The organism is Streptomyces fulvoviolaceus, from assembly GCF_000718165.1.
Lineage (GTDB): Bacteria > Actinomycetota > Actinomycetes > Streptomycetales > Streptomycetaceae > Streptomyces > Streptomyces fulvoviolaceus.
Window position 1 is genome coordinate 78,490 of sequence record NZ_JOEY01000032.1, and the last position, 12,971, is coordinate 91,460.

Here is a 12,971-nt window from a genome sequence, read left to right on the forward strand (position 1 = left end):
GGCCCGCGGGTGTCCCTCAGGCCGCGAGCCGCTCGCTGTCGGCCGCCCCGCCGCCTTCCAGTCCCGCGACGAACTCCTTGAGCCAGCCCACGAATTCGGGGCCCAGGTCCGGCCGGTCGCAGGCCAGGCGGACCACCGTGCGCAGGTAGTCCGCCTTGTCGCCGGTGTCGTAGCGCAGCCCGTCGAAGACGACGCCGTGCACCGTGCCGCCCGTGGCGAGCTCCTGGAGGGCGTCGGTCAGCTGGATCTCGCCGCCCCGGCCCGGCTCGGTGCGCTCCAGGGTGTCGAAGACGGCGGGGTCGAGGACGTAGCGGCCGATGACCGCGTAGGCGCTCGGCGCGTTCTCGGGCGAGGGCTTCTCGACCAGCCCGGTGACGCGGACCACGCCCTCGTCCCCGGTCGGCTCCACGGCCGCGCAGCCGTAGAGGTGGATCTGCTCGCGGGGCACCTCCATCAGGGCGATCACGCTCCCGGCGTACCGGTCGCGCACGTCGAGCATCGTGCTGAGCAGGGTCTCGCGCGGGTCGATCAGGTCGTCGCCGAGGAGGACGGCGAAGGGCTCGTCGCCGACGTGGCGGCGGGCGCAGAGCACCGCGTGGCCGAGGCCCAGCGGCTCGCCCTGGCGGATGTGGTGGATGTTGGCCAGCCGTGCGGGGTCGCGCACCGCGTCCAGTCGGACCGAGTCGCCCTTGGCCGCGAGCGCCTGCTCCAGCTCGTAGGCGTTGTCGAAGTGGTCCTCGATGGCCCGCTTGTGCCGGCCGGTGACCATCAGTACGTCGTCGAGACCGGCCGCGGCGGCCTCCTCGACGACGTACTGGATGGCCGGCTTGTCGACGACCGGGAGCATCTCCTTCGGCGTCGCTTTCGTCGCGGGCAGGAACCGGGTGCCGAGGCCGGCGGCGGGGACGACCGCCTTGCGGACCGTGCGGGTGGGGGTGGGCGTCGGTGTCGTGTGGGGGACGATCATGCGGCTCATGCTGATACACCGGGATGAGAGCGCGCCGGGAGAAAGCTGGGAGCTCACTGTGGGCGGGGTCGGAAGTTGGAGATTTCGTGTGCCAACCGGCTGCCCGCGCACACAACTTGAGGGGCGCCCACCGGTTATTTCGAATGCGGGTGCGGATACCGTCGGTAACTTTTCTGAAGTGGTCGCATTTTGAACATCGGTCACTCGAACTTCTTGTTTCCTGTGAGTCAATTGTGCGAAAGTGGGCGCCCTCGATAGCCGAACCGCATCTGACGCGGCATAGGTATGCACCAATCAGGCACCTGCTTTCCGACGGGCGCGCATTCCCCATGCCGTCCTGCGGCTTGGAAGGAATTGGTCCAGTGCAATCCGCTCACCCCCCGCGCCCTCCGTACCCGCCGCGACCCGGATCGACCCCCGGCGAGTCCGACCGCAATCTCGTCGCCCGGCTGGGTGCAACCGACGCGGACGCCCATGCCGTCGCCCTGCTGATGGCGCGGCACTGGCGGGCCACCTACGAATACTCGGTCATTTGCCTTGCCTCTTCCGCGAGTTCGGCTTCCATGACGGCCGCCGCGGCTTTTCGCCGGGTGCTCGGGAGGGCGCGCGACGGCGCCCTGCGCCCGCAACTCCTCATGGCGGTTCGGGACACCGTCAAGGAGTGGGCCGCGGACGACGGCATTTCCGATGTTCTGCCGGAACTCCGCAAACCGACCGGCGGTCGGGGACTGCGCGCGGCGCGATCGTTCACGCCCGAAAGGCGGCAGCTCGCCGAGCGCGCATTCCGGGCCCTTCCGGGCGCTTCCCAATGCCTGCTGTGGCACACGGAGGTCGAGGCCGAGCCCATATCCGTACCGGCCGGTCTGCTGGGAGTGGATGCCGGCCGTGCGGCGGCCGCCCTGGAGCAGGCACGCGACCAATTCCGGGCCGGTTGTGTACGCGCCCACCGGGAACTCGCACCCACCCGGGAATGCCGCTTCTACAACCGTCTCCTCGACGTCCCGATTCGCCGGGGCGGAGCCCTGCTGCCCGATGTGCAACAGCATCTGGCGGAATGCCGGTACTGCCGGCACGCCGCCGAACAGCTCAGCCACTTCGAGGGCGGCCTCGAAGTGCTGCTCGCCGAAACGGTGCTCGGCTGGGGCGCCCACCGCTATCTCGAATCACGCCCCGGCCGCAGCACCGACCGGGAAACGCCCGCCCTGCCCGGGACCGCCCGCCCGCGAGCCGGCGGACGCCATCGCCCGGCACCGGCCGGATTCCTCGACCGGCCGAGCGGACACCGCAAAGCCGTCCTCGTGGGCGCCGGTCTCGTCTCCCTCGCCCTGCTCGCCACGGTGCTCGTCACCAAGGGCTGGTCCGAGGACAACGGTGTCCCCGGCCCCGACGCCACCTGGGGCGCGCCGAGCGGCGCCACCGCACGGCCCGGCACGGCGGACGGCTCGCAGTCCGCCGGATCCCCGTCCGCCGCCTCGGTGGGCACCCCGGTGGAGGTCGGACACGGCAGGCTGCGCAACACCGGCGACGGGCTGTGCCTCGACGTGCGTGACGGCAGGCCCGAGGACGGTGCCGAGGCCGTGCTGGCGGAGTGCTCCGCCGCCGGGTCCCAGCAGTGGTCGTACCAGGACGACGGGCTGCTGCGCAGCGCGACCGACCCCAGGCTCTGCCTCGACGCGGACGAGGACGAGGAGTCGGTCGTGGTCGCCGACTGCCTGGCGCACTCGGGCGAGGTGCGCTACGACCTCACGGTGCGGGGCGAGCTCCTGCTGCGTGGGGGAGGCGCCGGAAAGCGGCTGCTCGTCGCGCCCGGCAAGGGGAAGTCCGTGGTCGTCACGGAACGGGACGGATCCGAGGGGCAGCGGTGGCTGCTGGAAGCCGCGCTGGACTCCGGAACCGGTGACTCGGGGGCGTCGGGGCAGGGCACGCGGCCGCCGGAAAGCGGGACGCCCGACCGCCCCTCCGAGAAGCCCGACGCGCCGAACCTCGCCCCGGCGTCCCCGCCCGGCAGCGAGGACCTGCGCAAGGCTCCCGATGCCCAGCAGGGCGAGCCGGGGGTTCCGCCCGAGCAGTTCGAGACGCGGGCCGCCCAGGTCGATGCGGAATCCGAGCCGACCACGCCCGTCGAGGAAGTGGGCGACCTGGTGGGGGACGTCCTGGGCGCCGCGACGTCGGCCGCCGCTCCCGTCACGACGACCCTTGAGTCGGTCCTGCGCTGATCCGAGCTCGTTCGGGGCCACCCGCCGGGGTGGCCCCGCTTTCGTTTCTTGGCGGCACCCGGTCGATTTCTGTTCGGTTGATTGACACGAGTCACTCGCGGTCATAGTTTCCCCGGCGCGCCGATGGTGTCCAACGAAGCGTCAAGTCCGTCCTGCCGCATAGTGCGTTCAGAGGACGAACGCAGACCGGGACGCCGGGGCGTATCCGCGGTTCACATCGTCGTGCCCGCACACCGAAGGAGTGACGGCCCGTGTCCGACACTGTTTCCACCGTCTCCCGGCGATCCGCCCTGCGTCTGCTGGGCGGCGCGATCGCCGTCGCCGCGGCCGCCACCAGCGGTCTCACGCCTCCCGCGCACGCGCTGGACAGACCCGACCAGGCGGCCGGCCCCCGCGTCGAGGGTCTCCTCGCCGGACTCACCCTCGACGAGAAGATCTCCCTCCTGCACGGCGCCACCGACCCCGACTCCCTCGGCCAGGCGGGCTACGTCCCCGGAGTGAAACGCCTCGGCATCCCGCCCCTCCGGCTCGCCGACGGCCCGGCCGGTGTCCGCGTCACGAAGCACGCCACCGCCCTGCCCGCCCCCGTCCTGCTGGCCGCCGCCTTCGACCCGGACCTGGCCCACCGCTACGGCCGGGTCATCGGACACGAAGGTCGCGCCCTCGGCCAGGACGTCCTGCTCTCCCCGATGGTCAACCTGATCCGCACCCCCTACGCGGGCCGCAACTTCGAGACCTTCAGCGAGGATCCGCTGCTCGCCTCCGACCTGGTCGCCGCCGAGATCGAGGGCATCCAGGGCGAGGGTCTCGTCGCGACCGTCAAGCACTACGCGATGAACAACCAGGAGCAGGACCGCATGTCGATCGACGTGCGCGTCGACGAGCAGACCATGCACGAACTCGAACTGCGCGGCTTCGAGGCGGCCGTCGGCGTCGGCACGGGCGCGGTGATGGGCGCCTACAACAAGGTCAACGGCACCTTCGCCTGCGAGAGCAAGACCCTGCTCACCGACATCCTGCGCGGCCGGTGGGGCTTCGACGGCTGGGTGATGACCGACTGGTTCGCCGCTCACAGCACGAAAGAGGCCCTCGTCGCCGGCCTCGACATGGAGATGCCCGACGGCACGTATTTCGGTACGGCGCTCAAGTCGGCCGTGCAGAACGGCAGCGTGTCCGAGCGCTACGTCGACCGTGCCGTACGCCGCATCCTCTCCGTCATGGACCGCTTCGGCCTGCTCGACGGCAGCGCCCCGCCGCGCCCCGACCGGGACGCGAAGGCGGGCGCGGCCGTCGCCCTGGAGGTCGCCAAGGCGGGCGCCACCCTGCTGCGCAACGAACGCCACACCCTGCCGCTGACCGGCCGGGGCGGCATCGCCGTGATCGGCCCGACCGGCACGCTGCCCTTCGTGAGCGGCGGCGGCAGCGCCCATGTCGTCCCGGACCACGCCGACAGCCCGCTCGACGTCATCAAGTCCCGTGTCGCGAAGGTGACTTACACAATGGGCGAGGACCTCTTCGGGAAGGCGATCCCCGCAGCCTCCCTGAGCCCCGCCTTCGACACCGAGGCACAGCAGGTGGGCGCAGGAAAGACCTGGACCTACGACGGGACGCTCACAGTCTCCGACGCCGACGAGTGGACCTTCGTCCTGCACTTCTCGGCCGCGCCGACCGCACGCCCCAAGGTGCTCCTCGACGGTGAGGAACTCTTCCCGCTCGCCCCCGGCTACGGCGAGTACTTCTCCGGCGGCCTGGTCTCCGCCGCACCCGACGGCCTGTCCGTCCGCCGAAAGACGCTCAGCCTCACCAAGGGCGCCCACACGCTGCAGATCACCGCTCAGGGAGGGGACGCCGGACAGCTGTTCCGGCTGCGGCGCATCACCGGCGCGACCCGGGCGCAGGACGTCGCCGAGGCGGTGAAGGCGGCGCGCTCCGCCCGTGACGTCGTCCTCTTCGCCTACGAGGACGCGACCGAGGGCCAGGACCGGACGACCGTCGCGCTCCCGGGCAACCAGAACCGGCTGATCGAGGCCGTGGCGGCGGCCAACCCGCGCACCACCGTCGTCCTGAACACCTCGTCCTCGACCTCGATGCCCTGGCTGCGGAGCACCGGCGCCGTGCTCCAGATGTACTACCCGGGCCAGGAGGGCGCGGCCGCCACCGCCGCCGTCCTGTTCGGCGACTGCGACCCCGGCGGCCGCCTCACCCAGTCCTTCCCGGCCGACGACGCCCACCACCCGGTCGCCGGCGACCCCCTCCGTTACCCCGGAGTGGACGGCACCGAGGAGTACTCGGAGGGCATCCACGCCGGCTACCGCTGGTACGACGCCGAGGGAGTGCGGCCCCTGTTCCCCTTCGGTCACGGGCTGTCGTACACCTCCTTCTCGTACGACGACCTGTCGGCGCGATGGCACCGCCAAGGCCTCGACGTCAGCCTCACCGTCCACAACACCGGGCCGCGCGCGGGAGTCGCCGTGCCTCAGGTGTACGTCGGCCCCTCGCCGGACCTCCAACTCGACCAGGCTGTACGGGTGTTGGCCGGGTACCGGCGGCTCGTCCTGCGACCGGGGGAGCGGCGGCGGGTCACCGTGCGGGTGGCGGCGCGGACGCTGTCCTCGTGGGATGCGAAGCGCCATGGGTGGGCGCTGGGCACCGGTCGGCGTTCCGTGTGGGTCGGGGCGTCGGCGGGGGATCTGCGGATGCGGACGAGCGTGAAGGTGGGCTAGGCGACCCGGTACGCTTCCCGGGGTGCGCGCCCGTTCGGGCGCGCACCCCGGGAATTGCAGGACGTTGATCGGGAGGAACCGGCGTTGCACGTCCAGGAGTGGCTCGACACAGTGCCCGCGGCGGCCGTCTATGCCCTGGTGGGACTGGTCATCGGTCTGGAGAGCCTGGGCATTCCGCTGCCCGGCGAGATCATTCTGGTCTCGGCGGCCCTGCTGTCCTCGCAGCACGCGGGCATCGACCCGGTGGTCCTCGGCGCCTGCGCCAGCGTCGGCGCGATCGTCGGCGACTCCATCGGCTACGCCATCGGCCGCAAGGGCGGGCGACCGCTGCTCGCCTGGCTCGGGAACAAGTTCCCCAAGCACTTCAGCGAAGGTCACATCGCCACGGCGGAGCGGTCCTTCGAGAAGTGGGGCATGTGGGCGGTGTTCTTCGGCCGCTTCGTCGCCCTGCTGCGGATCTTCGCGGGGCCGCTGGCGGGCGTGCTGCGGATGCCGTACTGGAAGTTCCTGATCGCCAACGTGTTCGGCGGGATCCTGTGGGCGGGCGGGACGACGGCGGTCATCTATTACGTGGGCATCGTCGCCGAGTCGTGGCTGAAGAGGTTCTCGTGGCTCGGCTTGGTGGCGGCCGTGCTGATCGGCCTCACTTCAATGCTGGTACTGAAGCGCAAGGCGAAGAAGGTCCAGTCCGAGCAGCAGGAGACGGAACCGGCCCTCGCCGGCGACTGACCCCCCCCAGGGGCGCGGGGCTGTGACATTGTGCGGCTCCGCCGCGTGGGCGCGACGGCCCCCACCGCCCTGCAGCCGCGACACGACCTATCCATGCACCTCGTGATGCGCCTTCGCCAAGTCCGCGTAATGAGTCCCGTTCAGGGTGACCCCCTGACGCTCCTCCTCGGTCAGCTCCCGCCGGACCTTGGCGGGGACGCCGGCCACGAGTGAACCGGGCGGCACCCGCATCCCCTGCGGCACCAGCGCCTGCGCCGCCACCAGCGACCCCGCCCCGATCACCGCGCCGTTCAGCACCGTCGCGCCCATGCCGATCAGGCAGTCGTCCTCGACCGTCGCCCCGTGCACCACCGCGTTGTGGCCGACGGAGACCCGCTCGCCGATCGTCACGGGGAACCCCGGATCCGCATGCAGCGTGCAGTTGTCCTGGACGTTGCTCTGGGCGCCGACGGAGATCCGCTCGACGTCGCCGCGCAGCACCGCGCCGTACCAGACGCTCGCGCCCGCCTCCAGGGTCACGTCCCCGATCACCGAGGCCGTGGGCGCCACGAACGCCCCCTCGTCGATCTTCGGTTCCCTGCCGCCGATGCCGGTGATCAACGCCTTGTGCGCCATCTCGCCTCCTGGTCCTCGATACCTCAGACCGTACGCCACCTCTGTGGGGCGAAGATCACAGCCCTCCGGCGCGGTGGCCCCACCTCATGCTGAGTACGGTGACCACGTGCCGAAGCGCAAGAACACGTTCTCATCCTGGCGACGCCGACAGGCGCAGCGCGCCGTCCACGCGGGCTGGGCCTGGGTGCAGCGCACGGGCTCGGTGACGGCCAAGAACCCCGGCCGCTTCCACTTCGGCTCGATCGGCGAAGCCACCCGGCTGGCCTTCCCGCTCGGCACGGTCTTCGGCGAACCCTGGATCCACCTCGGCTCCCACTGCATCGTCGGCGAACAGGTCACCCTCACCGCCGGGCTCATGCCCGACCTGGACCTCGGCCCCGACCCGATCCTGCGCATCGGCGACGGCGTCGTCCTGGGCCGCGGCAGCCATGTCATCGCCGACACGACGGTCACCATCGGCAGCGACTGCTACTTCGGGCCGTACGTCTACGTCACGTCCACGAACCACTCCTACGACGATCCGCACGAGCCCATCGGCAAGCAGTGGCCGCGGATGGAGCCGGTGGAGATCGGGTCGGGGTGCTGGATCGGCACCGGCGCGGTGATCCTGCCGGGCGCGCGCATCGGGCGGAACGTCGTCGTGGCCGCCGGTGCGGTGGTGCGCGGTGTGGTGCCCGACCACGCGGTGGTGGCGGGCGCGCCCGCCCGTGTCGTACGGCGTTGGACTCCCGACGACGGCTGGCAGCCGCCCCTGCGGACCCCGGCGCCGGTGCCGATACCCGAAGGGGTCACGCCGGACCAGCTGAACGCGCTGGCGCAGTTGGACGAGGAGACGGCGGCGAAACTCGCCGAGCTGGACTGACTCCGACTCAGCCCGTCGCCAGCAGCAGCGTGCCCACCAGGGCGAGGCCGGCGCCCGCCGCCTGGATCGCCCGCAGCCGTTCGCTGAGGAAACCGCGCGCCGCCAGGGCGGTCACCACCGGGTAGAGCGAGGCGAGCACGGCGGCCACGGTGACCGGGCCGTGCTGGGCGGCGACCGAGTAGGTGCCGTTCGCCGCGACGTCCGCGAGGCCGACGAAGGCCAGCGCCGGTAGCGAACCCCACGGGAAACCGCCCTCCGGGAGAGCCTTCGCGCCCCGCCGCACGGAGGCGTACAGGGCGACGCCGCCCACCGCCACGTTGGTCACGCGCTGCACGAAGAGCGCGAGGAACAGACCGGTGAGCGTCGTCGACGCCTCCGCGATCAGCGCGAAGACCGTGCCGAAGCCCAGCGCCGCGACCAGGGTGAGGAGGATGGTCTGCCGCTGCACCGGGGCGCCTCGCAGCTGAGGCCCGCCCGCGAGGACGACACCGGCGACGGCGACCGCGATGCCCGCGACCTGCAGGAGTCCGGGGCGCTCGCCGAGGAAGAGGCCCACGCCCACGGGAACCGCGACGCTCAGGGTGGCGAGCGGGGAGACGACCCCCATCGGCCCCTGGGCGAGCGCCTTGTAGAAGCAGAGCAGGGCGACGGGCCCCACCAGACCGGCCGCGAACGCGAACCACAGCAGCGGACCGGCCTCGCTCCAGCCGCCGGTGGCGACGACGATCGCGCCGAGCACGACCGCCGCGATGCCCTGGGAGACGACGACCACCGTGAGCGCCGGGGACCGTCGGGTCAGCAGTCCGCCGCCGAAGTCGGCCAGACCCCACAGCAGGCTGGTGGCCAGGGCGAAGAATGCTGTCACGGGTCGCCTCGCAGTACAGTTCGGTGAACGATCGGGTGCACCACACCGTAGTTCAGTGAAGTGCACCCTGTCATCCAGAATATTGACCTCTCTGGTCCCTTGTGGCCCTTACGTTGGACGGAATGTGTCGGACCTCGACCTGCTGACCCAGTCCCTGGCGCGCAACGTCAAGCGCTGGCGCACCGACCGCGGCTTCACCCTGGACACGCTCGCCGCACGCGCCGGCGTCAGCCGCGGCATGCTCATCCAGATCGAGCAGGCCCGGACCAACCCGAGCCTCGGCACGGTCGTCAAGATCGGTGACGCACTCGGGATCAGCATCACCACGCTGCTCGACTACGAGCAGGGGCCCAAGGTGCGGATCGTCCCGGCCGAGCAGGTGGTACGGCTGTGGCACACCGACGCGGGCAGCTACAGCCGACTCCTGGCGGGTGCGGAGGCTCCCGGTCCGCTGGAGATGTGGGACTGGCGGCTGATGCCGGGCGAGAGCAGCGGCTCCGACCCGCACCCGCCCGGCACGGTCGAGATCGCCCACGTCACGGCCGGCGAACTGAGCCTCACCGTCGAGGGCGCGGAGTACCGCGTCCCGGCCGGCTCGAGCGTCACCTTCGAGGCCAACGCCGCGCACACGTACGCCAATCAGGGCGAGGTCCCGATGGAGATGGTGCTGGCCGTCTCGGTGCCGCCCGTGCAGTGAGCGGCTCAGGCCGTCCTGTTAGCGTGCCGTCATGGACGCACCCATCGGACACTTCGACCACGCCACGCCCGCCCCCGACGCCCTCGACGAGCTGACCCGCCCGGTCGCCGACGCCGTACGCCACTGGAGCGGCAGCGTCCCCGCCGACCAGATCGTCTACGTCGACACCGACCCGCAGTGGGCCGACACCGCCGTCTTCGTGGAGCACTACGGGCGGGAGTTGCTCGAACAGTCCGCGAACTGTGTCGTGGTCGCGGGCAAGCGCGGCGGCGAAACCACCCTTGCGGCGTGCGTCGTGCTCTCCACCACCCGGGTGGACGTCAACGGCGCCGTACGCCGCCAACTCGGCGCCCGCAAGGCCTCGTTCGCCTCGATGGACACGGCCACGGGGGAGACCGGCATGGAGTACGGCGGGATCACCCCGATCGGACTCCCCGGTGACTGGGCGCTGTTGGTGGACTCGGCCGTCGTCGACCTCCCCTACGTCCTGGTCGGCAGCGGCCGCCGCCGCGGCAAGCTCCTCGTGCCGGGGAAGGCGTTCGCGGAGCTGCCGGGGGCGGTCGTGCTGGAGGGGCTGGGCGTCGCCTGAGCTCAGGCCGCCGCGTGGTGGGCGAGGGTGTGATGGGGATCCGTCTCTCCTGGTACCGGTGCCGGATCGGCGTGGACCAGGGCGGCGGTGAGCCGGGGAACGGCGTGCAGCAGCGCGTGTTCCGCGTCCACGGCGATCGCGTGCGCCTGGCGTACCGTCGCCTCTCCGTCCACGACGACCGCGACCTCCGCGCGCAGCCGGTGCCCGATCCAGCGCAGCCTCAACTCGCCCACTCCGCGCACCCCTTCGACCTCGCGCAGCGCATGTTCGGCGCGGTCCACGAGGGCCGGGTCGACGGCGTCCATCACGCGCCGGAACACCTCGCGCGCCGCGTCCCGAAGGACCAGGGCGATCGCGGCCGTGATGGCCAACCCCACGATCGGGTCGGCGAGTTGCCATCCCAGGGCAGAGCCGCCGGCGCCCAGCAGCACGGCCAGTGAGGTGAAGCCGTCGGTACGGGCGTGGAGTCCGTCCGCCACCAGTGCGGCCGAGCCGATGTCACGGCCCACGCGGATCCGGTAGCGGGCCACCCACTCGTTGCCCGCGAAACCGACCAGCGCGGCCACGGCGACCGCCGGGACGTGCGCGACGGGGCGCGGATCGAGCAGCCGGTCGATCGCCATCCAGCCCGCGAAGGCCGCCGACGCGGCGATCGTCAGCACGATCACGATGCCCGCGAGATCCTCGGCGCGGCCGTAGCCGTACGTGAAGCGCCGCGTCGCCGCGCGCCGGCCCAGGACGAAGGCGATCCCGAGCGGTACGGCGGTCAGCGCGTCCGCGGTGTTGTGCACCGTGTCGCCGAGCAGCGCCACCGACCCGGACACGGCCACCACGGCCGCCTGCGCGAGGGCCGTCACCCCGAGCACCGCCAGCGAGACCCACAGGGCGCGCATGCCGCGGGCCGAGGACTCGAGCGCCGAGTCGAGCTTGTCGGCGCTCTCGTGGGAGTGGGGGGTGAGGAGGTGGCCGAGACGGTGGCGGAGGCTGGGCTGCTGGTGATGGTGGTGCCCGTGGTGGTGCTGGTCGCTCACGTCGTTCCCCTTCCGGTGCGCGGAGTGGACGTACGACATCCACGAGGCCATTATGTGCGTATGAGCGCACGCATGCACCTATCACCTGCACATGATGCGCACCCGCGCACCCCCGGCGAGGAACAGTTCGCGCTCGCCGCCGAGATCCTCGCCGTGCTGGGCGACCGCACCCGCCTCGCCCTGCTGCACGCCCTGACGGCGGGAGAGTCCGATGTCACGACGCTCACGGAGGCGTGCGGCGCGGCGCGGCCGGCCGTCAGCCAGCATCTGGCCCGGCTGCGGCTGGCCGGTCTGGTGAGCACGCGCAAGGAGGGGCGCCGGGTGATCTACGCACTGCGCGACGGGCATCTGCGCCGCCTCGTGGACGAGGCGCTGAAGGTGGCGGACCACCGGCTCAGTGATCGGCCGGTGCACGACTGACGGAGACGGAGTCCGGGTCAGTAGGCGGCCGCCGTGCCGAGGTACTGCTCGGCGAAGGCCGCCGCCGCGGCGGGGGAGGTGAACAGGCGGCGGAGTCGGGCGAAGGTGGTGCCGGCCCGGTACTCGTCGCCCGACGAGGTGCCGTGGTACACCTCGGAGAGCCACTGGGAGAACTCCTGGTAGTCCCACACGCGCCGCAGACACGCCTCCGAATAGCCGTCGAGGCCGCTCTCCTCGCCCTTGCCGAGGTAGGCGACCAGCGAGTCGCCGAGCAGGAAGGCGTCGTGCAGGGCGAGGTTCATGCCCTTCGCCGCGATGGGCGCGGTGAGGTGCGCGGCGTCGCCGGCCAGGAAGAGCCGTCCGAAGGTCATGGGCTCGACGACGTAGTTGTGCATGTCCAGGACGCGCTTCTCGATCAGCCGCCCCTCGGTGAGCGGCGGGGTGCCGTCCGCGCCGAGCCGCTGCTGCAGCTCCTCCCAGACGCGTTCGTGTGACCAGTTCTCGGGGTCGTCGCCGGGCGGGCACTCCAGGTAGTAGCGGGTGACCTGGGGGCTGCGGGCCATGTGCCCGGCGAACCCGTTGGGATGGATGCCGAACAGCACGCAGTCGGCGGACGGCGGTGCCTCGGCGAGCAGCGCCAGCCAGCCGATGCCGTAGTCGTGCCGGGCGATCTGCGCGTGCTCCGGCAGGGCCGAGCGTGTCACCCCGCGCGCTCCGTCGCAGCCCGCGACGAACTCGCACTGCACGAGCTGGTGTTGACCGGTCTCCGGGTCGGTGTACGACACCGACGGCAGGTCCGTCCCCAGGTCGTGCAGCCGTACGTCGCGCACGCCGAACCGGATCTCGCCACCCCGCACGTCCGCGTACTCCCGCACCAGGTCCTTGACCAGCAACGGCTGCGGATAGACGAAGTGGTGACGTCCCGTCAGCTCGCCGTAGGAGAAGCGGAAACGGTCCCCGGCGAACCGGAACTCGCACTCGGTGTGCAGCTGCGCCCGCTCCAGCAGGTTCTCCGCTAGCCCACGCTGCTCGAGCCCGCGTACGGCCCACTCCTCGATGACGCCAGCCCTGGGGCGCTGTTCGATGAACTCGCGCGTCTCGATCTCGAGGACGAGACAGTCGACGCCGGCGGCCCGCAGGATGTTGCCGATGGTCAGCCCGGCGGGGCCGGCGCCCACGATGACGACCGGAAAGCTTTGCGGGTCACCGGAGTTGGCGTGGGAGGTGGTGGAGGTCACCCGAACATTATGTCGGTGG

Annotated in this window: 12 protein-coding genes; 7 read left to right on the forward strand and 5 right to left on the reverse strand. The window is 71.6% G+C overall.

Translation table 11 applies throughout. From position 1 onward, the window contains the following. Positions 1-16 precede the first annotated feature (16 nt). Positions 17-967, reverse strand: coding sequence for a UTP--glucose-1-phosphate uridylyltransferase GalU (gene galU / locus IG08_RS0131670; RefSeq protein ID WP_030610239.1), 951 nt, complete (start codon positions 965-967; stop codon positions 17-19). Between the two features lie 362 nt (positions 968-1,329). Here galU and IG08_RS0131675 point away from each other — a divergent pair, with 362 nt between their 5' ends. From IG08_RS0131675 to IG08_RS0131685, 3 genes are all read left to right on the forward strand, one after another. After that, complete coding sequence (locus tag IG08_RS0131675; RefSeq protein WP_234343018.1) at positions 1,330-3,183, forward strand: RICIN domain-containing protein; 1,854 nt, start codon at positions 1,330-1,332, stop codon at positions 3,181-3,183. Positions 3,184-3,434: 251 nt separating this feature from the next. Next, positions 3,435-5,906, forward strand: coding sequence for a beta-glucosidase family protein (locus tag IG08_RS0131680; protein WP_030610244.1), 2,472 nt, complete (start codon positions 3,435-3,437; stop codon positions 5,904-5,906). Positions 5,907-5,990: 84 nt separating this feature from the next. After that, a complete protein-coding gene (locus IG08_RS0131685; protein ID WP_030610247.1) occupies positions 5,991-6,635 on the forward strand; it encodes a DedA family protein in 645 nt (214 codons plus the stop codon). Positions 6,636-6,722: 87 nt separating this feature from the next. On the opposite strand, the gene IG08_RS0131690 is transcribed toward IG08_RS0131685, so the two are convergent. Continuing rightward, complete coding sequence (locus IG08_RS0131690; protein WP_030610251.1) at positions 6,723-7,250, reverse strand: gamma carbonic anhydrase family protein; 528 nt, start codon at positions 7,248-7,250, stop codon at positions 6,723-6,725. A 106-nt stretch (positions 7,251-7,356) separates the two neighbouring features. On the opposite strand from IG08_RS0131690, the gene IG08_RS0131695 reads away from it, so the two are divergent. Then, a complete protein-coding gene (locus tag IG08_RS0131695) occupies positions 7,357-8,112 on the forward strand; it encodes an acyltransferase (protein WP_030610254.1) in 756 nt (251 codons plus the stop codon). 7 nt (positions 8,113-8,119) lie between these two features. Here IG08_RS0131695 and IG08_RS0131700 read toward each other — a convergent pair whose 3' ends face one another. Then, entirely contained in the window at positions 8,120-8,977 is an 858-nt protein-coding gene (locus IG08_RS0131700; RefSeq protein ID WP_030610258.1) for a DMT family transporter, read from the reverse strand. A gap of 124 nt (positions 8,978-9,101) precedes the next feature. Between IG08_RS0131700 and IG08_RS0131705 the strand changes: the two genes are divergently transcribed. Together IG08_RS0131705 and IG08_RS0131710 are read left to right on the forward strand one after the other, a co-directional pair. Continuing rightward, entirely contained in the window at positions 9,102-9,674 is a 573-nt protein-coding gene (locus IG08_RS0131705; RefSeq protein WP_030610261.1) for a helix-turn-helix domain-containing protein, read from the forward strand. A gap of 31 nt (positions 9,675-9,705) precedes the next feature. Further along, positions 9,706-10,263, forward strand: coding sequence for a YbaK/EbsC family protein (locus IG08_RS0131710; protein ID WP_030610264.1), 558 nt, complete (start codon positions 9,706-9,708; stop codon positions 10,261-10,263). Positions 10,264-10,265: 2 nt separating this feature from the next. Here the strand turns inward: IG08_RS0131710 and IG08_RS0131715 are convergent, their stop codons facing one another. Continuing rightward, positions 10,266-11,333 (reverse strand): cation diffusion facilitator family transporter, encoded by a 1,068-nt coding sequence (locus IG08_RS0131715; protein WP_390898592.1) that lies wholly within the window; start codon positions 11,331-11,333, stop codon positions 10,266-10,268. A gap of 21 nt (positions 11,334-11,354) precedes the next feature. On the opposite strand from IG08_RS0131715, the gene IG08_RS0131720 reads away from it, so the two are divergent. Then, on the forward strand, positions 11,355-11,714 hold the full coding sequence (locus tag IG08_RS0131720; RefSeq protein WP_043455743.1) for an ArsR/SmtB family transcription factor: 360 nt from the start codon (positions 11,355-11,357) through the stop codon (positions 11,712-11,714). A gap of 17 nt (positions 11,715-11,731) precedes the next feature. On the opposite strand, the gene IG08_RS0131725 is transcribed toward IG08_RS0131720, so the two are convergent. Continuing rightward, the gene (locus IG08_RS0131725; RefSeq protein ID WP_030610273.1) at positions 11,732-12,952 is read right to left on the reverse strand and encodes a 4-hydroxybenzoate 3-monooxygenase; all 1,221 of its coding nucleotides are present in this window, start codon (positions 12,950-12,952) and stop codon (positions 11,732-11,734) included. Positions 12,953-12,971: the final 19 nt, after the last annotated feature.

What these genes read in the sequence shown, in the direction of transcription:
- galU (WP_030610239.1), bottom strand. Translation starts at nt 967, where the DNA reads ATGATCGTCCCCCACACGACACCGACGCCCACCCCCACCCGCACGGTC.
- IG08_RS0131690 (WP_030610251.1), bottom strand. Translation starts at nt 7,250, where the DNA reads ATGGCGCACAAGGCGTTGATCACCGGCATCGGCGGCAGGGAACCGAAG.
- IG08_RS0131710 (WP_030610264.1), top strand. Translation starts at nt 9,706, where the DNA reads ATGGACGCACCCATCGGACACTTCGACCACGCCACGCCCGCCCCCGAC.
- IG08_RS0131715 (WP_390898592.1), bottom strand. Translation starts at nt 11,333, where the DNA reads ATGTCGTACGTCCACTCCGCGCACCGGAAGGGGAACGACGTGAGCGAC.
- IG08_RS0131720 (WP_043455743.1), top strand. Translation starts at nt 11,355, where the DNA reads ATGAGCGCACGCATGCACCTATCACCTGCACATGATGCGCACCCGCGC.